Source organism: Variovorax sp. KBS0712, assembly GCF_006323185.2.
GTDB classification, from domain to species: Bacteria; Pseudomonadota; Gammaproteobacteria; order Burkholderiales; family Burkholderiaceae_C; genus Variovorax; species Variovorax boronicumulans.
In genome coordinates this window covers 2,048,566-2,067,469 of sequence record NZ_VCCD02000001.1, presented here as the reverse complement: position 1 = coordinate 2,067,469, position 18,904 = coordinate 2,048,566, and the positions used below count along the sequence as shown (strand labels likewise).

Sequence of the window (18,904 nt, the reverse complement as noted above, 5' to 3'; positions counted from 1 at the left end):
GTTTGCTCCCTATTCAGGCTGGATGCCCGCTGCCTTGATGGCCGCTTCGACCATCGGGCGATCATTCGAAATCAGGCGCGCCAGGTCTTGCGGCGAGCCGCCCATGACGCGCCACTGTTCTTCCTCGATCTTCTTGCGCACCTCCGGCAGCTGAAGCGCCTGGGCGAAGGCGGCGTTGAGCTTGCGCACGATCGGCTCCGGCGTGTTCGCCGGTGCGACGAAGCCCATCCAGTTGCCGAACGGGCGGAACGACGGGAACACTTCCGTCATCGTCGGAACGCCCGGCTGCGATGCTAGGCGCTTGTCCGACATGAAGGCCAGCACCCGCACCTGTCCCGCTTTCCATTGCCCCAGCACCGACCCGACGCTAAGCACCGTCACGTCCACGCGACCGCTGAGCAGTTCAGGGATGATGGGCGCGGCGCCCTGGTAGGGCACGTGGAGCATGTCCACGCCCGCCACCGCCTTGAACTGCTCCATCAGCAGGTGGTTGAAGGAGCCGATGCCGACGCTCGCATAGGGCTGCCCCGGCTGCTTCTTCAGCTGCTCTACGAGTGCGCGCAGGTCGGTCGCGGGCAGCCGCGAGCTGACGATCAGGCCCACCGGGATGTCAGCGACGGCAATGACCGGCGTGAAGCTGCGCACCGGGTCGTAGGGCAGGTCCTTGCGCTGCAGGCTGTTCAGGAGCAGGGCCGAGGTCGTCGTCAGTGCCAGCGTGTAGCCGTCCGGCTTGGCCCGGGCCACCTGGGTGGTGCCGAGGATGCCGTTGGCGCCGGCCTTGTTCTCGAAGACGATCGGTTGGCCGAGGATGCGCGAGGCGCGTTCCGACACCAGGCGTCCCACCACTTCCAGCGAAGAGCCTGCAGGATAGGGAAACACGACATGGATGGGCTTGTTGGGATACGCCGTCTCTTGCGCGAAGGCTGGCGTGAGCGCCAGCAGTGCGGTGGCTGTGGCGCAGAAGGTCAGGAAGGTTCGTCTCATTGGGATGTCCTTTTTTCTTGAAGGGCCGCGTCAGAAGCTGTGGCGAACGCCGAGTTGCGTGCCCATGACGTCTTCGCCCTTGGCGAGAACGGGCAGCGCTGGATTCAGTGTTTCGGAGAAGCCCGCGCCATTGTTCAGGCGTGCGATGCCGGCAAAGACGGCCGTGCGCCGAGATAGGAAGTGCATGTACTGGAGGGCGACTCTGGAGGCCTTGCTTGCCCCTTGCCGCTCGACCAGGTAGCTCGCGCGGATTTCACCGGCGCCGAGCGGCCAGTTTGTGCCGACCAATGCCGAGGAACGTCGGGGTTGGCCCGGATCGTTGCGCTGGATGTAGAAACCGGTCAGGCGTGGACCGCCGAACTTGTAGTCGCCGCCCACCATGAATTCCTTGCGATCGCCTGTGGGCACCGCGTTCTTCTGGATGGTGTAGGCCGCGTGCAGGTCGAAATTCGTGTCGTTGTAAGAAACGCCCAGGCCGGTGTATTGCGCACCCCTGATGCCTTCGCTGGCACTGGCAAGCGCACGCACTTGAAAGCCGCCCATGCGCGGGCTGAGGTACTTGACCGAATTGTTGATGCGCGGCGTGAAGAGGGTCATCGGCCAGGCTGCGCCGATGCCGGTGAAGTAGAAGGGATCGAGCGGCCCGGTGAGGTCGTCCATGGGGATGTAGTTGCGACCCAGCCGCAATTCGCCATAGGGCGTCACCAGCCCAACCATGGCCTCGCGGCCGAAGTAGATTCCGCCGAAACCCACAGTGCCGGTGTCTGCGTTGAAGCCATGATCGAGCTTGAACTTCGCGCCCCAGCCGCCACCCAGGTCCTCGACGCCTTCGAAGATCAGGCGCGACGAGTCGCTGGACAGCGCCGTCAGCGTGCGGGAGCTGCCGTTGGGCGAGGAGATGCGCAGGTGGTCGACGGACATTTCCACCTTTCCGGACAGGGTGATGGAACTCTGGGCGCCCGCGCTCGTGGCAGCCCATGCCGCGCACGCGGCCACCAGATGGATGTGCCTGGCAGGCGAACGGCGCAAGCCGGATCTTGGCGCAGCTGCATGCCGCGCGAGCGATGAGGTCATTCTTGTTTGTCTCCGGGTGAGTGAGGTGACGGACCGAGGCGTCCCTCGATGGGCTCGATTGTTCGCAGCCCACATCCATGCGACAAATGAATTGTTTAAAGTATTGTCATTTGCCGCGCAAATGGAAGAACCGACATGCGATTCGACAAACTCGACCTGAATCTCCTCGTCGTGCTCGACGCACTCCTGACCACCCGCAGCGTGACGCGCGCCTCGGAGCGCGTCTTCCTCAGCCAGCCTGCGACCAGCTTGTCTTTGCGGCGCCTGCGCGAGTACTTCAAGGACGAGTTGCTGCAGCCGATCGGCAAGTCATTCGTCCTCACGCCGCTGGCTGCCGAACTGGTCAAACCGGTCCACGACGTGCTCCTGCGTGTGCAGGCCATCGCCCGGGCGCAGCCGACGTTCGACCCGACCACCTCGCAGCGGCGCTTCGTCATCGATTCCTCGGACTACGTCATCTCGGTGTTGCTGTCGGAGGTGGTCAGGCGTGCGGCCAGCGCAGCGCCTCGGATGGAGTTCGACCTGCGCGCCAGAAGCCCGCAGTCTCGCGACCTGTTGCAGGCCGGAGAGATCGAGCTGCTCATCACGCCGCAGTTCGCCATCGTGCCCGGGCATCCTTCCGAGTTGTTGTTCGAGGACACGTTTTCATGTCTCGTGAGTCCCGAGCATTTCGGCATGACGAAGAAGCTCACGGCGGAGCAGTATTTCGAGGCCTCGCACATCGGTGTCGAGTGGGGCGGTGGTCGGCGCCTGACCTATGACCAGCAGTTGATCGCCGTGGGCAAGCGCGCCCGCAGGCAGGACGTCATCGCGCCCAGCTTCACCCTGGTGCCGCCGCTGTTGGTCGGAACGCCGCGCATCGCCACGCTGCCGACACGGCTGGCGCAGCAGATCGCCGAGCGCTTTCCGCTGCGCGTCGTCGCGTGCCCGGTGGAGATCCCTGCGTTTGCCGAGCACATGCAATGGCACAAGTATCAGGAGCGAGATCCTGCGATCGCCTGGCTCCGCGGGTTGCTTCTGGAAGTTGCGCAGGGTTTGCCGTCGAACCGGGCAACAACGAAGCGTGGCAGCTAGTGCTCGCGTCATCGAATTCAAAGCCGGCATCGGCATTTTCGAGGTCGAAGTCGGAAAATGCTGCGTCGCCGCCGTTCGGGTATGGCCGCTTCAGACGGCGGATTCAACCGGCCGTTGTGCCGTGGCGCTCGAACGTTGCGATCATGTCCAGATCGATCCTATCTCCCACTTCGAAGCAGGCTTCTGATATGTGAAGTCGAAGTGGGTGAAGCGCGGCGCTGGATCGAAGGCTGTCATAGTCGAGGCGATGTCAGCCGGCTTGTCGAGAATGCAGGCGTTGTCTTGGGCGTCGATTCGCGACTTCTGGTGTGTCGGGGCGCAGTCGACCAAGCCGCGGGATTGAGCATTTCACATCGATAGCACCGCGCCAGCTCAGACCTGCACTTCCGGCAAGTGAACAACGATGCCGTCCAGCGCGACCTGCATCTTGATCTGGCAGCACAGCCGGCTGCTTTCGCGCGGCTCGGGCACGCCCTCGAGCATGAAGGTCTCCGTCTCCGAGAGCGTGGGCAGTTTGTCGGCCCAGCGCGCATCGACGTATGCGTGGCACGTGGCGCAACTGCAAGACCCACCGCAGTCGCCCAGGATACCTGGCACCCCATTGTCCAGGGCAATCTGCATCAGCGTGCGTTCGGGAGGGGCGGGCACAAGGTGCGTGGTGCCATCGTGCTCGATGAATGTCACTTGGAGCATGGTTTTCTTTACATCTCATAGCGGTTGATCGGGGCCCGCAAGGGCTGGTCCTGTGACGGCCAATTTGCTCGCTTTGTGTTGTTGACATAGACCGTCCAGTCGGACTATTATCGATCCAACAACAGCGCATCGCAATGCTTTTGCGCCTTGCAGAAACACTCTTCGTGAAGGTGACAACATGAGTACCTGTGCCCCGGTGATTCCCATCGCCCGCGCCAATCCCGAGCCCCGTGCGTGGGGCGATCTGGTCCGAGAGAACGAGGTGCACGGCTCGCTCTACACCGACCCGGCGATCTTCGAAGAAGAGCTGCGCAAGATCTGGTTTCGCACCTGGGTCTACGTCGGCCATGAGAGCGAAGTGCCGCAGCCCAACGACTACGTGATGAAGTCGATCGGGCCCGAGCCGATCCTCATGACGCGTGACCGCGAAGGCCGGATCCATCTTCTGCACAACCGCTGTCCGCACCGCGGCAACCGGGTGTGCATGACCGAGAAGGGGTCAGCGCGTTCGTTCACATGCCCGTACCACGGCTGGACGTTCACCAACGATGGCGCGCTGCGCGGCTATCCGTTTCCCTCGGGCTACGAGGGCGTTGATCGCTCGGAGCTCGGGCTCGGCAAGGTGGCGCGTGTCGCTTCCTACAAGGGCTTCGTCTTCGGCTCGATGGCGGAAGAGGGGCCTTCGTTGGAGGAGCACCTCGGTGCGGCCATGGCGGCCATCGACGCGCTGTGCCTGACCTCGCCCGAGGGCGAGGTGGAAGTCACGGCCGGCTTCCTGAAACACAAGGTCAAGTCGAACTGGAAATTTCTGGTCGAGAACGAGACCGACGGCTATCACCCGTCGTTCGTGCACGCCTCGATTTTCGAAGTCGCGAAGAGCGGCATCGGCGCGCTCTACAGCAGCGACTCGACGGCGGTGTCGCGCTACTTCGGTCGGGGGCATTCCGAGAACGACCTGCGGCCCGAGTTCCGCAAGCGCGATGTGCCGATGAGCTGGTTCAACACCACAGCCGAGCGCCTGCCCGAGTACACGCAGCGCATGGAAGCCGCCTACGGCGTGGAGCAGGCCCGCAAGATCATGATCGACGGCACGCCGCACATCATGATTTACCCGAATCTCTTCATTGCGGAGATTCAGATCTTCGTGATCCAGCCGCTGGCGTTCAACGAGTCGGTGCAGCACGTCACGGCGCTGCAGTTCAAGGGCGCGCCCGACTTGAATCGTCGCCTGCGTCAGCAGACGATGGGCTCGGTCGGCCCGGCCGGCTTCCTGTTGGCGGACGACGCCGAGATGTATGAGCGGACCCAGCTCGGGGTTCAGGCGAAGCGCCCCGAATGGTTGTATCTGGGCCGTGGCAAGCACCGCGAGCGCACGGACGAAAACGGCTACCTGATCGGCGACGCCACGGACGAGACGCCCACGCGCGGCATCTGGCGGCACTACCGCTCGCTCATGGAGGCGGCGTGAACATGAATGTCGAAGACCTGCTGCTTCACCACGAGGTGTCGCAGTTCATCTACCGCGAAGCGCGCCACCAGGACAACCACGAGTACGACGCCTGGGAGGCCTTATGGACCGACGACGGCGTCTACTGGATTCCCGCCAACGGTGAGGCCGGCGACCCGGAGCAGGAGATGTCCATCATCTACGACAACCGCTCGCGCATCGCGCTGCGGGTGCGCCAGTTCCACACAGGCAAGCGCTACAGCCAGTCGCCGCGCTCGCCGCTACGCCGTGTGATCTCCAACGTAGAGATTCTCGAAAACGACGGAACCGATCTGGTGGTCACCGCCAACGCGATCGTGTTCGAAGCGCATGCGCGCGGCGACACGATCTGGGGTTCGCGCAACGAATACAGGCTGCGTCGCGAAGACGGCGTGTTGCGCATGGCCGGTAAGAAGGTGGTGCTGACCAACAACGAGCGGGCCCTCTATTCGATGGCCTTCCTGATCTAGACCCTGAACCCGAGCCCGCACACCTCACGCGCGAGGCAGGAGAGAAAAAATGACTGGAGACAAGCAAAGCGACAGCACCTCGATCGAGGTGCTGGTTGCCGAAGGACAGGTACGCCTGGAGTTGTATGCCGACGGCGTGGCTCACGTCCGCCTGAACCGGCCCGAGGCCTCCAACGGCCTCAACATGGAGCTGCTCAAGGCGTTGCACGAGGTGCTGATGCAGGTGCACGGCGACGGCCGCGTGCGCGCCGTACTGCTCACGGGCGAAGGCATGAACTTCTGCGCCGGTGGTGATGTCCACACCTTCCTGTCGAAGGGCGAGGCGCTGCCCGACTACATCCGCATGGCAACCTCCTACCTGCAGTTGGTGGTGTCGCTGCTCATGCGCCTCAACGCGCCCGTCGTCTGTGCGGTGCAGGGCTTTGCGGCCGGCGGTGGTGGCATGGGACTGGTGTGCTCGTCCGACGTGGTCGTGGCGGGCGAATCGAGCCGCTTCCTGGCCGGTGCGACGCGCGTGGCGATGGTGCCCGACGCCGGCGTCTCGGTGACGCTCACGCAGCTGGTGGGCTTTCGCAAGGCCATGGACATCCTGCTGTTCAACCCGGTGATCGATGCCGCCGAAGCGTTGCGCATGGGGCTGATCTCGCGCGTGGTGCCCGATGCGGCGCTGGCCCACGAAGCACTGTCGTTGGCGCGCCAGTTGGCGGCCGGTGCGCCCGCCGCGCTCGCGGCCACCAAGCGGCTGCTGTGGAACGGAATCGGCCTCGGCGCCGAGGCTGCCATGCCCGAAGAGAACCGCACCCAAGCCCAACTGGCCGGCATGAAGGATGCGTTGGAGGGCCTGGCGGCGGTGATCGAAAAGCGCGCGCCGCGCTTCACCGGGCAATGAGCGCCATGCGCAGCGTGTTCCTCACCGGTGGTGCCAAGGGCATCGGCGCCGCCATCGCACGTCGGCTGGCGGCCGATGGTGCGCGCGTGACGATCGCCGACCTCGACATCGCGAGCGCGCAAGCGCTGGCCGCGGAGATCGGCGCCACCGCGGTGGAGCTCGACGTGGCCGACCTCGAACGCGCGCAGCGCACGGTGTTGGAAACCGGGCCGCACGAGATCCTGGTGAACAACGCCGGCATCGACCAGCACGCCTATTTCACGCAGACCCAGATCGCCGACTGGCGCCGGCTGCTGGCGGTCAATCTCGAGTCGGTGTTCGCCACCACGCACGCGGCCTTGCCCGCGATGCAGGTGGCGGGCTTCGGCCGCATCATCAACATCGCCTCCGAGGCCGGGCGCATGGGCTCGCGCGGTGCTGCCGTGTATGCCGCGGCCAAAGGCGGCGTGATCGCCTTCACGCGCTCCATCGCACGCGAGAACGGCCGCAAGGGCATCACGGCCAACGTGATCGCGCCGGGGCCGATCGACACGCCGCTGCTGCGCGAAGCCGTGGCCGCCGGTGGCGACAAGCTGCTGGACGCCATGAAGGGCGCCACGCTGGCAGGTCGCTTGGGCACGCCCGAAGAGGTGGCCGCGGCGGTCGCCTTCCTGGCCTCCGACGCTGCGGCGTTCATCACCGGTGAGACGCTAGGGGTTTCGGGCGGCATGGGGTGCGGCCAATGAGCGCGCGCGAAACCACCGCTTCCGACGAGCAGCTCGGCGGCGTCGTCGCGCGCGTGCTGTCGGTCTACCGAAGCTGGGGGCGCAACACTACCGTGGCGCAGATGCGCGCCGATTGGGACGCACTCTTCGGTGGCCAGCCAGTGGAGGCCGCGGTGCAGCCTGTGAGCATCGGCGGCCTGAACGCCGAGTGGATCGCCGCAGCAGAGGCGAATTCACAGAACGTGGCGCTCTACTTTCACGGCGGCGGCTTCCAGGTCGGGTCAGTGCATTCGCACCGCGAGTTGATGGTAGGAATTTCCGAAGCCACGGGCTGCCGCGTGCTGGGCTTGGACTACCGGCTCGCGCCCGAGCACCGCCATCCGGCGGCGCTCGACGACGCCTGCGCCGCCTACGACTGGCTGATCGCACGGGGCACGCAGCCCGCCGACATCGTGTTCGCAGGCGACTCTGCGGGCGGAAGTCTTGTGCTGGCCGCCTTGATCAAGTTACGCGACGCGGGCCGTGCACTGCCCGCGGGCGCGGTGCTGATGTCCGCCTGGACCGACATGACGGCCTCGGGAGAGAGCTATGTCTCGCGTGCGCAGAGCGACCCGATCCACCAGCGTCCGATGATCCTCGCCATGGCGCGAAACGCCCTCGGCGCCGAGGGCGATCCCCGGCATCCGTGGGTGTCGCCGCTGTTCGCCGAACTGCACGGGCTGCCGCCGCTGCTGATCCAGGTCGGCGACCGCGAGACGGTGCTCAGCGACTCGGTCGACTTCGCCGCGAAGGCGAAGGCGGCCGGCGTCGACGTGCGTCTGGAGGTGTGGGACCGAATGATCCACGTCTTCCAGCAATTCCCTGACGACCTGCCCGAGGCGCGCGAAGCCCGGCGCGCCATTGGTGCCTTCGTTCGAAGCCTTTTTTAACCCCTTCCTTCACGAGAAAGTCCTGACCATGTTCGGAATCGTCGGATACGGCGGCTATGTGCCCCGCCTGCGGCTTATCCGCCGCGCGGCGGCCGAGGCCAACGCCTGGTACGCCCCTCAGTTCGTCAACGCTGCCAAGGGCACTCGCGCCTTTGCTAACTGGGACGAAGACAGCATCACGATGGCGGTGGCCGCAGCGCGCGACTGCCTCGGCGCGGCGGATGATCGCTCGCGCATCGCCAGCGTGCTGCTGGCATCGGGCACGCTGCCCTTTGCCGAACGGCTGAATGCCGGTGTGGTGTGCGAGGCACTCACGCTGCGCGACGACGTGCAGGCGGCTGATGTCACCGGCTCGCAGCGCGCCGGCTTGTCGGCGCTCGCGCAGGCCGTGGCGCAGGTGCGCAGCGGCGGCGGCGATGTACTGGTGCTGGCATCCGACAACCGCAAGACACGTGCGGCCAGTTCGCAGGAACTTGACTTCGGCGACGGCGCTGCCGCGCTTCAGGTCGGCCGCAACAAGGTGCTGGCCGAGTACCTGGGCGCCGGCACGGTCACGGTCGATTTCGTCGACCACTTCCGCGCCGCGGGAGAAGACATCGACTACGCCTGGGAAGAGCGGTGGGTGCGCGACGAGGGCATCACCAAACTCGTGCCGCGGGCCGTGAAGGCCGCGCTGGCCGAGGCGAAGGTCGAAGCTTCGCAGATCGACCACTTCATCTTCCCGACCACCTTCCAGAAGATGGACCAACAACTGGCCAAGGGCTGTGGCGTGCGCGCCGAGTCGGTGGTCGATTCGCTGGCCTCGCGCGTGGGCGACACCGGCCTGCCGCACGGCATGCTGCTGCTGGCCCACGTGCTCGAGCGCGCCGTGCCCGGCCAGCACATTCTGCTGGCCCAGTTCGGCAGCGGGGCACAGGCGATGGTGTTCCGTGTCACCGACGAGGTCCGCAACTTCCGCCCGGCCAAGGGCGTGAGCGAATGGATCCGCCGCGGCGTCGAAGAAACGGCGTACACGCGCTTCCTGTCCTTCAAGGACCAGCTGGACCTGGAGCGCGGCATGCGCGGCGAACAAGACCGCAAGACCGCACTGTCCACTGCCTACCGCCATCGCAGCGCGATCCTGGGCCTGGTCGCCGGACGCTGCGAGGTGACCGGCAGCGTGCACTTCCCGCCGTCGCGCATCTCGTACGACCAGGGCAAGCCGCTGCAGGACACGCAGAAGCCCTACAAGCTGGCCGAGCGCCGCGGTTCCGTGCTGAGCTGGTCAGCCGAGTTCCTGTCGTTCCACCGCTCACCGCCGCACCGCTACGGGCAGGTCGACTTCGAAGGCGGTGGCCGCGTGCTGATGGAATTCACCGACACCGGCGACGGCGAAATCGACGCCGGCAGCACGGTCGAGATGACATTCCGGATCAAGGACATCGACGACCGCCGCGGCTACACCCGCTATTTCTGGAAAGCCACCCCGGTGCGCACCGCCGCAACGGAAAAAGGATCGGAGTAAATCATGGCCGCAGGTATAAAGGACCAAGTCGCCATCCTCGGGATGGGTTGCAGCAAGTTCGGCGAGCGCTGGGACGCGAGCCCCGAGGACCTCATGGTCGAGGCCTACAACGAGGCCATGGCCGACGCCGGCATCGCGCCCGAGCAGCTCGATGCTGCATGGTTCTCGACCCACATGGACGACGTCGGCACTGGCCGTGGCGGCACACCGATGGGCATTGCACTGCGCCTGCCCAACATCGGCGTGACGCGCGTGGAGAACTTCTGCGCCGGCGGCTCCGAGGCCATCCGCGCCGCGGTGTACGCGGTGGCCGCCGGCGCGTGCGACATCGCAATCGCGCTGGGCGTGGAAAAGCTCAAGGACACCGGCTACGGCGGCCTGCCGGTGGCCACGGTCGGCACCTACATTCCGCAGTGGTATCCCAATGCGGTGGCGCCGGCCAACTTCGCGCAGCTGGCTTCGGCCTACCGCAGCAAGCATGGTGTCGATGCGACGCTGCTCAAGCGGGCGATTGCGCATGTCTCGGTCAAGAGCCATGCCAACGGCGCGAAGAACCCGAAGGCACACTTCCAGAAGGCCGTGAGCGAAGAGACGGTGCTGAAGGCGCCGATCATCGCCGAGCCGCTGGGCCTGTTCGACTGCGCGGGCGTGTCCGACGGCGCGGCCGCCGTGATCGTCACGCGGCCCGACATTGCACGCAGCCTGGGCAAGCGCGACCTCGTGACCTTCAAGGCGCTGCAGATCGTGACCTCCAACGGCTGGGAGCTGCAATCCAACGAATGGGACGGCAGCTACGTGCACACAGCGCGCATCGCGGCGAAGCGCGCCTATGCCGAGGCCGGCATCACCCGGCCGCGCGAACAGATCAGCATGACCGAGGTGCACGACTGCTTCTCGATCACCGAGCTGGTGACGATGGAGGACCTGGGCCTGTCCGATGTGGGCGGTGGTGTGAAGGACGTGCTCGACGGCATGTTCGATGCCGACGGAAAGATCCCGTGCCAGATCGATGGCGGCCTCAAGTGCTTCGGCCACCCGATCGGCGCCAGCGGCATCCGCATGCTCTACGAGATGTACCTGCAGCTGCAGGGCAGGGCGGGCCCGCGCCAGCTGAGCAATCCCTCGGTGGGCCTCACGCACAACCTCGGTGGCCAGCCTTCGCAGAACGTCTGTTCGGTTTCCATCGTCGGCCTCGAAGGCGCCTGAGCGCCCGCCGTTCGCCCCACCTCGTCCACGTGCAGATCATGACCGTCAGCATCACCCAATCGATCCACCGCGCTTTGCAGCAGAACCCGCAGCGCATCGCAACGATCGCCTACGGGCGTCGCCAGACCTACGCAGAGTTTGTCGGCCGCGTTCAGCATCTGGCCGGCGGCCTGCGCAGCCTTGGCGTCAAGAAGGGCGACCGGGTCGGCATCCTGTCGCTCAATTCGGACCGCTACCTTGAAGTCTTCATGGCGGTGTTCTGGCTTGGCGCGGCAATCAATCCGGCCAACACGCGCTGGAGTGCTAAGGAGCTCGCCTTCTCGTTCAACGATTGCGAGACCACGCAGCTCTTCGTGGACGACGCCCATCTGCCGCTGATGGACGAGGTGCGGGCTGAATCGCGCACGCTGCGCGAGATCATCTATCTCGGCAATGAGGCGTGTCCCGCGGGCATGGTCGATTACGAGCAGTTGATCGCGCATTCCGACCCCGTGAACGACGTGGGCGCAGGCGGCTCCGACCTGGCAGCGGTGTTCTATACCGGCGGCACCACGGGTTTTCCCAAGGGTGTGATGGCCTCTCATGACAGCCTGATGGGTGCGGCTCTGAACCGGCTGGCCATGGGCTATTCCGTGGGCCCGGTGTACCTGCACGCCGCGCCCGTCTTTCACCTCGCGGGTGCCATGGGCGTCTGGTGGCAGTTCATTGCCGGCGGTACGCACGTCCTGCTGCCGACCTTCAACGCGCTGCAGTTCATGGAGACGGTCCAGAACGAGAGGGTGACCGACACGCTGCTCGTGCCGACCATGATCCAGATGGTGCTGGACCACCCCGAGTTCAGCAAGTTCGAACTGAGCAGCCTGAAGTTCATGGTGTACGGCGCATCGCCCATCGCCGAAACGCTGCTCGACCGCCTGACCGTCGCCTTCCCGCAACTGGCACTGATGCAGGGCTACGGCATGACCGAGCTCTCGGGTTGCGTGAGCTACCTGCCGCCGTACTACCACACGGCAGACGGGCGTGCGCTGGGCAAGCTGCGTTCGGCCGGGCGTGCGGCGGCGTTGGCCGAGATCAAGATCGTCGACGCCGATGGCAAGGAATTGCCACGCGGCACGGTGGGCGAGATCGCCGCACGCGGCATGTCCGCCATGACGGGCTACTGGAATCGCCCGGAAGACGACGCCAGCACCCTGCGCGACGGCTGGGTGCACTCCGGGGATGGCGCCTACATGGACGACGAAGGCTTCATCTTCATCGTGGACCGCATGAAGGACATGGTGGTCAGCGGCGGCGAGAACGTCTACTCGGCCGAGGTCGAGAACGCCGTCCTCAAGCACCCGGCCATTGCGGCGTGCGCCGTGATCGGCGTCCCGAGCGAGAAGTGGGGCGAGAGCGTGCATGCGGTGGTGGTGCTCAAGCCGGGCCAGAGCGTGTCGGAAGCGGAGTTGATCGCTCATTGCAAGACGCTCATCGCGGGCTACAAGTGCCCGCGTAGCGTCGAGGTGCGCACCGAGCTTCCGCTGTCCGGCGCAGGAAAGATCCAGAAGAACAAGTTGCGCGAGTCGCACTGGGCCGGCCGCGGCCGCCAGGTCGCCTGAGCAGGCGCACCGACCCCTTCCTTTAAATGAAACGCCAAGGCATATGACTGTCCCTGCGAATCCGAACCCGGTGGTGTTGCTGGACCGGCCGGCCCCCCACGTGGCGCGCCTCCTGATCAACCGCCCCGACAAGCGCAATGCGATCGACCACGATGTGCGGCAAGCGCTCACCGCCGCGATCGCCGGCATCTGTGACGACGCCAGCGTGCGCGCGCTGGTGTTCGGTGGAACGGCGGGCGTGTTCTCGGCCGGTGGCGATGTGCCGAGCATGCTGGGCCTGGACGAGGCCGGCGCGCGAGCACGCATGCGGCACGTCGCGGTGCTGTGCCGCATGGTCGCGGCCTTGCGCATTCCGGTGGTCAGTGCCGTCGAAGGCATCGGCGCCGGCGCGGCTGTCGGCCTCGCGCTGCTCGGCGATCACATCGTCGTGGGGGCGGGCACCCGCATCCTGTTTCCCTTCCTCCAGCTCGGGCTGGTGCCGGACTGGGGGCAGATGCTCACGCTGCCGCGCCGTGTCGGCGTGCGCGAGGCCCGACGCATCCTTACGGCGGGCGTGCCTGTGCGCGGCGAGGAAGCGCAGCGCATCGGTCTGGCCGACGTGCTGGTGGCCGACGACCAGGTGATGGCCTGCGCCATCGAGAAGGCGAGCGAACTCGCGCGGCTCCCGATGGGGGCTTTTGCGCGGATGAAAGACCGGCTCACGCGAGTCTCTTCCTCGCTCGACTTCGAGCTGCAGCGCGAGGAGGACGACCAGGCGGTGAGCCTGACCAGCGAGGAATTTCGCGAGGGCTACGACGCCTTCAAGAACAAGCGGCCCGCTGATTTCATCGCGATGCCGGGAGTGAAGGCATGACGGGCGCCGCCATCGGGCCGACACCGGAGGGCGTGCGGGTCGAGCGCGATGGCGCCGTCGGCATCGTCGTTCTGAACCGGCCGGAGAAGCGCAATGCTCTCGACATTGCCATGCGCCGCGCGATTGCCGAGGCGGTCATGGCGTTGGACCACGACGACGCGATTCGCGCCATCGTCATCACCGGCGGCACCGTGTTCGCGGCCGGCGCCGACCTGAACCTGCTGGTCGACAAGGGGGCGCAGCAGGTGGCCGGCATTGACCTGGGCCAGTACTGGGCGCCTGTGGCGCAATGCAGCAAGCCAACCATTGCAGCGGTCGCCGGTTTCGCACTTGGTGCGGGCTGCGAGTTGGCCATGATGTGCGACTTCATCGTGGCAGACCCGACCGCGCGCTTCGGCCAGCCGGAGCTGGCGGTGGGCATCATGCCCGGCGCCGGTGGCACCCAGCGCCTGCTGCGTGCAGTGGGCCGGCCGGTGGCTGCGATGCTCTTGCTGACCGGTGAGCAACTGACGGCCGATCGCGCCTTCCAGCTCGGCCTGGTGGCTGAACTGGTGGAGGAGGGCCAGGCAATGGAGCGCGCAACCGCGTTGGCCCGCAAGGCCGCGCGCATGCCGCCCAAGGCGGTCGCCGCTACGCGCCGCATGCTGCGCCAGGGCCCTGACCTGCCGCTCGACGCGGCCCTCGCGCTGGAGAACCGCGAGTTCCTGCTGCTCTTCGACACCCCTGACAAGACCGAGGGCATGCGTGCCTTCCTCGACAAGCGACGCCCGGAATTCACCGGCAGATGACCATGACAGACAAACTCAAGATCGCCGTCATCGGCGCCGGGACCATGGGTCGCGGCATTGTTCAGCTCTTCGCCCAGGCAGGGCACCGGGTGCATTGCTTCGACAGCTTCGAAGGCGCCGCAGGCAAGGCGGTGGAATTTGTCGTCGGCATGATCGGTCGCGGTGTCGAGAAGGGCCGCATCGGTGCCGATGAATTCGAGCGTATCCGCGGTCAGATCCATGCCGCTGCGACGATGCAGGATCTGGCGGATTGCGACGTCCTGATCGAAGCCATCGTAGAAGACCTGGATACCAAGCGCGCGCTGTTCCGCAGCCTCGAGGCTGTCGTGTCGCCGCAGGCGATCCTCGCGAGCAACACCTCGTCGCTCGTCGTGGCCGAGATCGCAGCCGCCTGCGCGCATCCGCAGCGGGTGGCGGGACTGCATTTTTTCAATCCGGTGCCGCTCATGAAGGTGGCCGAGGTGATTGCCGCGGTGCGTACCGCGCCGGCGGTGGTGACCACCTTGCGCGACCTGGTCGCGGGAGCGGGCCATCGCGCGGTGGTTGCAGCGGACCAACCGGGGTTCCTTGTGAACCATGCGGGTCGCGGTCTGTACACAGAGGGGCTTCGCCTGCTCGAGGAGCAGTCGGCCAGCGTGGACCAGATCGACCTTGTGCTGCGCGAGGCGGCTGGCTTTCGCATGGGGCCTTTCGAGCTGCTCGACCTCACGGGGCTGGACGTGTCGAGCAAGGTGATGAGTTCGATCTACGAGCAGTTCCAGCAGGAGCCGCGCTTTCGTCCTTCGTCGCTGGTGCCGCCGCGGGTGGCGGCCGGGTTGTTCGGTCGCAAGACAGGGCAGGGCTGGTATGCCTACGAGGGCGATGCGCGACAGGTCCCGCCGACGCCTCTAGTGCCGGCGCTGCCGGCCGGCCTTGAGGTCTGGGTGGCGCCGAAGGCCACGGAGAGCGACGCATTGAAGGCGCTGGTGGAGGCCGCCGGCGCGCGATGGGTGGAGCGCCCGACGCCCGAGGCACTTCTGATCGTCCAGCCCTGGGGCGGCGACGCCACCGGCGAGGCGGTGGCGCTCGGGCTCGATGCTGCGCGTTGCGTCGCGATCGATCCGCTGCCTGGCCTGGGGCGCCATCGTACCCTCATGCTCACGGCGGCCACCGCGCCGGCCATGCGCGACGCCGCGCATGCGCTGTGCGCACACGACGGGGTGGGCGTCACGGTGATCAACGACAGCCCCGGCTTCATCGTGCAGCGCGTGCTGGCGACCGTCGTCAACATCGCGGCACAGATCGCACAGCGCGGCATCGCATCGGTGGACGACATCGAAGACGCGGTGAAGCTGGGCCTCGGTTATCCGCAAGGCCCGCTGTCCTGGGGAGATCGCATCGGCGGTGCGCAGGTGCTCGCGATCCTGCGACGCATGCAGGCGGTGACGGGCGATCCGCGCTACCGACCCAGTCCCTGGCTCGAACGGCGCGTGGCGCTGGGCCTATCCCTGTGCACGGCCGAGGCCGCACGCCGATGACCGCTGTGCCGAAGGTCGGCACCGCTTACCCGCGCGCATCGCGCCGCGCCGCCCCCATGCCTTACCCAACGAATCCATCCACAGGAGAAAAATCATCATGAGCGAGACCGTGATTCACCCCATCAGCTACGACGCCGTCGTGATCGGCGCCGGTGCCGGAGGCCTCAGCGTGGCCGCGCGCCTCGTGGCCGCTGGCAAGAAAGTGCTGGTGGCCGAGAGCCTGAGCCGCGTGGGCGGCCGCGCCTCGAGCGAGCAGATCGACGGCTTCACCGTCAACATCGGCGCCATCGCGATCGAGAAGGGGTCCACCTTCGAAGAGACCTTCGCCTTGCTCGACGTCGAGCTCGACCTGCGCGAGCCCAACCCCGCGACCGTCTTCCTGATCGATGGCAAGATCATCAACGTCGCCAAGGGCGGCTGGGGCATGCTGCTGGGCGGTTTCACCAAGCAGGCGGCGAAGATCGGCGCCAAGTTCGCGGATGCGCGCGGCGGCGACCTGCCCGAGGCCAAGCTCACCACCAAGGAGTGGTTGTCGCAGTACACCAAGAACGAGACGGTGCATGCGATCTTCCGGAACCTGTGCGCGGCCATCTTCGCGGCCAACTCGGACGAGTTGCCCGCGCGGGCCTTCCTGACCTACTTCGCGGTCAAGGGTGCGTTCAAGCGCTTCGGCTTCTGCCCGCGCGGCACGGTCGGGCTGTGGAACGACCTGACCGATGCGATCCGTCGCCGTGGCGGCCAGGTCTGGCTCGACGCGCCGGTGGCGGCACTGAACATCGAGAACGGCCGAGCGACGGGCGTCAACCTGGTCAAGGACGGCGTGACGCTGCGCGTCAATGCGCGCACGGTGATCAGTAACATCGGGCCGCATGCCACGGCGCTGCTGCCGGGCGCAGAAGCCTTCGGCGGTGAGTACATCGCGTTGGCGACCACCGGGCCGAAGCCGGCCGCCAACATCGTCATCAACTTCGCGACGCGCGAGCGCCTCTACGATGCGCCGGGCCTGGTCACCTTCGGGCGCACGCGCCGCCTGTGCAACATCGGTGAGCTGACCGCTACCTGCCCCGAGCTGGCGCCCGCAGGCTGGCACCAGTACGTGGCCTATGCCGTGCCGCACCCCGCGCTGGGCGACTTCGACAACGACGCCGAGGTTGAGGCCTCGCTGCAGGACCTGCGCGATCTTTTCCCGGGCTTCGCGAACGCGAAGATGCTGTCGGTGCGCGTCATGCGCGACGGCTGGCCGGCGCAGCGTTCCTGCGGTGGCTACGACCTGCCGCAGACCACGCCGCTGCCGAACTTCTGGCATGTGGGCGATGCGGTCAAGCCCTACGGCGACGGCGGCACGCAGGCCTGCGCGGACACAGGCCGTTCCGTGGCCAAGCTGGCGCTTGATGCGCTGGCCGCGGCGTGAGGCGGCTCGCCATGGCCGCGAACCAAGACACCCAGGCCTGCGCGTCGCTGCTGGCGCGCTTGCGCCCGCTCTTCGAGCAGGCCACGCAGGCGCTGGCGCAATCCTGCGCCGAAGACGGCGTCTTCAGTGCGCGTCGCTTCGATGCGCAGCAGGTCGCCAGCTACGAGCTGGCCTGGGCCAGTGCTGACTTGCTCGCGGCAGAAACGGCCATCCAGGGCGTCGGCAGCGGTGCGAATGCGCTTGAAACCGGCCTGGCGCTGGTCTTCGGCGTAGATGCCATCAGCTCGGTGCTGGCGCGCACGGAAATGCTCTTTCTCGAGCTCGGCCTGGACATCGCGCCGGTCCAGGCCTTTGCATCGAATGCCGCGTGGGCGGCCTTGCGCCGTTCGGCCGGCAGTGCGGCCGCGCTGCAGGCGACGGGCCGGGCGTTGGCCGATGCCGACGGCGAGGTCGGCGGCGTGGTGCTCGACGAGGCACATGCGATGGCGCAGGATGCCTTCCGCCGCTTTGCCGCCGATGTGGTGGCGCCGCAGGCGGAAGCACTGCACCGCCACGACCTCACCGTGCCCGAGAGCCTGCTGCAGCCGCTGCGGGAGATGGGTGTGTTTGGCCTGTCGGTGCCCGAGCGCTTCGGCGGCCACGCGCCGAACGACCGCGACGACACACTGCTGATGGTGCTGGTCACCGAGGCCCTGTCCGAAGCGTCGCTGGCGGGCGCCGGCAGCCTGATCACGCGACCCGAGATCCTGAGCCGTGCGTTGATGGCTGGCGGCACCGAAGAACAGAAATCCCATTGGCTGCCGCGCATCGCGGCAGGTGATCCGCTGTGCGCGATTGCGATCACCGAGCCGGACTACGGTTCGGACGTCGCCAGCCTGATGCTGCGCGGTACGCGTGTCGAAGGCGGGTGGCGCCTGGACGGTGCCAAGACCTGGTGCACCTTCGCCGGCAAGGCAGGGCTGCTGATGGTGGTGGTGCGCACCGACCCCGATCGCTCGGCCGGCCATCGCGGACTGAGCCTGATGCTGGTGGAAAAGCCGTCGGACGACGGCCATGCATTCGCCTATCGCCAGAGTGAAGCGCAAGGTGGCGGGGGCCTGACCGGCAAGGCCATCGCGACCATCGGCTATCGCGGGATGCATTCGTTCGAGCTGTCGTTCGACAACCTGTTCGTGCCCGACAGCCATGTGATCGGCGGCGCGGCGGGTCTGGGCAAGGGTTTCTATTTCACGATGGCCGGCATGATGGGCGGGCGCATGCAGACCGCAGGGCGGGCTTCGGGCGTCATGCGCGCTGCCATCCGTGCCGCCTTGCGCTACACCGAGGATCGCAAGGTCTTCGGCGCGCCGTTGCTCGACTGTCCGCTGACGCTCGCCAAGCTGGCGCGCATGGGTGCGCGCTACGCCGCGTGCCAGCGGTTGGCCTACGCAGTCGCGCGAACGCTCGACGAAGGCGGCGGCCGCATGGAGGCCAGCCTGGTCAAGCTGCTGGCTTGTCGCTCGGCCGAATGGGTGACCCGCGAGGCACTGCAATTGCATGGCGGCAATGGCTATGCGGAAGAGAGCCCCGTGAGCCGCTACTTCGTCGACGCGCGCGTGCTGTCGATCTTCGAGGGCGCTGAGGAGACGTTGGCGCTCAAGGTCATTGCGCGCAGCCTGCTTGAGCAGGCGCTGGCCGACGCCACACCCGCCCGGGCGGTTGCCTCCACGCATTGAGGAGCTGCG

At 66.7% G+C, this 18,904-nt stretch carries 18 protein-coding genes; 15 read left to right on the top strand and 3 right to left on the bottom strand.

What is annotated here, in order from left to right; genetic code table 11:
- Positions 1–9: 9 nt before the first annotated feature.
- Together FFI97_RS09470 and FFI97_RS09465 are read right to left on the bottom strand one after the other, a co-directional pair.
- Complete coding sequence (locus tag FFI97_RS09470) at positions 10–984, bottom strand: Bug family tripartite tricarboxylate transporter substrate binding protein (protein WP_139701835.1); 975 nt, start codon at positions 982–984, stop codon at positions 10–12.
- 30 nt (positions 985–1,014) lie between these two features.
- A complete protein-coding gene (locus FFI97_RS09465) occupies positions 1,015–2,058 on the bottom strand; it encodes a porin (protein WP_185993585.1) in 1,044 nt (347 codons plus the stop codon).
- Between the two features lie 135 nt (positions 2,059–2,193).
- Between FFI97_RS09465 and FFI97_RS09460 the strand changes: the two genes are divergently transcribed.
- Together FFI97_RS09460 and FFI97_RS33775 are read left to right on the top strand one after the other, a co-directional pair.
- Positions 2,194–3,132, top strand: a complete 939-nt coding sequence (locus FFI97_RS09460) for a LysR family transcriptional regulator (protein WP_139701782.1) — start codon at positions 2,194–2,196, stop codon at positions 3,130–3,132.
- Positions 3,122–3,319 carry a hypothetical protein gene (locus FFI97_RS33775; protein WP_139701781.1) on the top strand — a complete coding sequence of 66 codons (198 nt, stop codon included), beginning with the start codon at positions 3,122–3,124 and terminating at the stop codon, positions 3,317–3,319. The genes FFI97_RS09460 and FFI97_RS33775 overlap by 11 nt, the downstream gene beginning before the upstream one ends.
- 185 nt (positions 3,320–3,504) lie before the next feature.
- On the opposite strand, the gene FFI97_RS09450 is transcribed toward FFI97_RS33775, so the two are convergent.
- Positions 3,505–3,825, bottom strand: coding sequence for a 2Fe-2S iron-sulfur cluster-binding protein (locus FFI97_RS09450; protein ID WP_139701780.1), 321 nt, complete (start codon positions 3,823–3,825; stop codon positions 3,505–3,507).
- 178 nt (positions 3,826–4,003) lie between these two features.
- On the opposite strand from FFI97_RS09450, the gene FFI97_RS09445 reads away from it, so the two are divergent.
- The 13 genes from FFI97_RS09445 (at position 4,004) to FFI97_RS09385 (ending at position 18,895) form a co-directional block, all read left to right on the top strand.
- A complete protein-coding gene (locus tag FFI97_RS09445) occupies positions 4,004–5,293 on the top strand; it encodes an aromatic ring-hydroxylating oxygenase subunit alpha (protein WP_139701779.1) in 1,290 nt (429 codons plus the stop codon).
- Between the two features lie 2 nt (positions 5,294–5,295).
- Positions 5,296–5,781: an aromatic-ring-hydroxylating dioxygenase subunit beta gene (locus FFI97_RS09440; RefSeq protein WP_139701834.1), complete on the top strand. Its 486-nt coding sequence runs from the start codon at positions 5,296–5,298 to the stop codon at positions 5,779–5,781.
- 49 nt (positions 5,782–5,830) lie between these two features.
- Positions 5,831–6,670 carry an enoyl-CoA hydratase/isomerase family protein gene (locus tag FFI97_RS09435; protein ID WP_185993584.1) on the top strand — a complete coding sequence of 280 codons (840 nt, stop codon included), beginning with the start codon at positions 5,831–5,833 and terminating at the stop codon, positions 6,668–6,670.
- Entirely contained in the window at positions 6,667–7,395 is a 729-nt protein-coding gene (locus FFI97_RS09430) for an SDR family oxidoreductase (RefSeq protein WP_139701778.1), read from the top strand. The genes FFI97_RS09435 and FFI97_RS09430 overlap by 4 nt, the downstream gene beginning before the upstream one ends.
- A complete protein-coding gene (locus FFI97_RS09425) occupies positions 7,392–8,303 on the top strand; it encodes an alpha/beta hydrolase (protein ID WP_139701777.1) in 912 nt (303 codons plus the stop codon). Before FFI97_RS09430 ends, FFI97_RS09425 begins: the two co-directional genes overlap by 4 nt.
- Positions 8,304–8,331: 28 nt before the next feature.
- Positions 8,332–9,807 (top strand): hydroxymethylglutaryl-CoA synthase family protein, encoded by a 1,476-nt coding sequence (locus tag FFI97_RS09420; RefSeq protein WP_139701776.1) that lies wholly within the window; start codon positions 8,332–8,334, stop codon positions 9,805–9,807.
- A 3-nt stretch (positions 9,808–9,810) separates the two neighbouring features.
- Entirely contained in the window at positions 9,811–11,013 is a 1,203-nt protein-coding gene (locus tag FFI97_RS09415; protein ID WP_139701775.1) for an acetyl-CoA acetyltransferase, read from the top strand.
- A gap of 38 nt (positions 11,014–11,051) precedes the next feature.
- A complete protein-coding gene (locus FFI97_RS09410; RefSeq protein WP_139701774.1) occupies positions 11,052–12,611 on the top strand; it encodes an acyl-CoA synthetase in 1,560 nt (519 codons plus the stop codon).
- Positions 12,612–12,654: 43 nt separating this feature from the next.
- The gene (locus FFI97_RS09405; protein ID WP_139701773.1) at positions 12,655–13,464 is read left to right on the top strand and encodes an enoyl-CoA hydratase/isomerase family protein; all 810 of its coding nucleotides are present in this window, start codon (positions 12,655–12,657) and stop codon (positions 13,462–13,464) included.
- Complete coding sequence (locus tag FFI97_RS09400; protein ID WP_139701772.1) at positions 13,461–14,252, top strand: enoyl-CoA hydratase-related protein; 792 nt, start codon at positions 13,461–13,463, stop codon at positions 14,250–14,252. The genes FFI97_RS09405 and FFI97_RS09400 overlap by 4 nt, the downstream gene beginning before the upstream one ends.
- A gap of 2 nt (positions 14,253–14,254) precedes the next feature.
- Positions 14,255–15,769 (top strand): 3-hydroxyacyl-CoA dehydrogenase, encoded by a 1,515-nt coding sequence (locus FFI97_RS09395; protein ID WP_139701832.1) that lies wholly within the window; start codon positions 14,255–14,257, stop codon positions 15,767–15,769.
- Between the two features lie 97 nt (positions 15,770–15,866).
- A complete protein-coding gene (locus FFI97_RS09390) occupies positions 15,867–17,180 on the top strand; it encodes a phytoene desaturase family protein (RefSeq protein ID WP_139701771.1) in 1,314 nt (437 codons plus the stop codon).
- Positions 17,181–17,191: 11 nt separating this feature from the next.
- Positions 17,192–18,895, top strand: coding sequence for an acyl-CoA dehydrogenase family protein (locus FFI97_RS09385; protein ID WP_139701770.1), 1,704 nt, complete (start codon positions 17,192–17,194; stop codon positions 18,893–18,895).
- Positions 18,896–18,904 lie beyond the last annotated feature (9 nt).

What these genes read in the sequence shown, in the direction of transcription:
- FFI97_RS09470 (WP_139701835.1), bottom strand. Translation starts at nt 984, where the DNA reads ATGAGACGAACCTTCCTGACCTTCTGCGCCACAGCCACCGCACTGCTG.
- FFI97_RS09465 (WP_185993585.1), bottom strand. Translation starts at nt 2,058, where the DNA reads ATGACCTCATCGCTCGCGCGGCATGCAGCTGCGCCAAGATCCGGCTTG.
- FFI97_RS09460 (WP_139701782.1), top strand. Translation starts at nt 2,194, where the DNA reads ATGCGATTCGACAAACTCGACCTGAATCTCCTCGTCGTGCTCGACGCA.
- FFI97_RS09450 (WP_139701780.1), bottom strand. Translation starts at nt 3,825, where the DNA reads ATGCTCCAAGTGACATTCATCGAGCACGATGGCACCACGCACCTTGTG.
- FFI97_RS09445 (WP_139701779.1), top strand. Translation starts at nt 4,004, where the DNA reads ATGAGTACCTGTGCCCCGGTGATTCCCATCGCCCGCGCCAATCCCGAG.
- FFI97_RS09440 (WP_139701834.1), top strand. Translation starts at nt 5,296, where the DNA reads ATGAATGTCGAAGACCTGCTGCTTCACCACGAGGTGTCGCAGTTCATC.
- FFI97_RS09435 (WP_185993584.1), top strand. Translation starts at nt 5,831, where the DNA reads ATGACTGGAGACAAGCAAAGCGACAGCACCTCGATCGAGGTGCTGGTT.
- FFI97_RS09430 (WP_139701778.1), top strand. Translation starts at nt 6,667, where the DNA reads ATGAGCGCCATGCGCAGCGTGTTCCTCACCGGTGGTGCCAAGGGCATC.
- FFI97_RS09425 (WP_139701777.1), top strand. Translation starts at nt 7,392, where the DNA reads ATGAGCGCGCGCGAAACCACCGCTTCCGACGAGCAGCTCGGCGGCGTC.
- FFI97_RS09420 (WP_139701776.1), top strand. Translation starts at nt 8,332, where the DNA reads ATGTTCGGAATCGTCGGATACGGCGGCTATGTGCCCCGCCTGCGGCTT.
- FFI97_RS09415 (WP_139701775.1), top strand. Translation starts at nt 9,811, where the DNA reads ATGGCCGCAGGTATAAAGGACCAAGTCGCCATCCTCGGGATGGGTTGC.
- FFI97_RS09410 (WP_139701774.1), top strand. Translation starts at nt 11,052, where the DNA reads ATGACCGTCAGCATCACCCAATCGATCCACCGCGCTTTGCAGCAGAAC.
- FFI97_RS09405 (WP_139701773.1), top strand. Translation starts at nt 12,655, where the DNA reads ATGACTGTCCCTGCGAATCCGAACCCGGTGGTGTTGCTGGACCGGCCG.
- FFI97_RS09400 (WP_139701772.1), top strand. Translation starts at nt 13,461, where the DNA reads ATGACGGGCGCCGCCATCGGGCCGACACCGGAGGGCGTGCGGGTCGAG.
- FFI97_RS09395 (WP_139701832.1), top strand. Translation starts at nt 14,255, where the DNA reads ATGACAGACAAACTCAAGATCGCCGTCATCGGCGCCGGGACCATGGGT.
- FFI97_RS09390 (WP_139701771.1), top strand. Translation starts at nt 15,867, where the DNA reads ATGAGCGAGACCGTGATTCACCCCATCAGCTACGACGCCGTCGTGATC.
- FFI97_RS09385 (WP_139701770.1), top strand. Translation starts at nt 17,192, where the DNA reads ATGGCCGCGAACCAAGACACCCAGGCCTGCGCGTCGCTGCTGGCGCGC.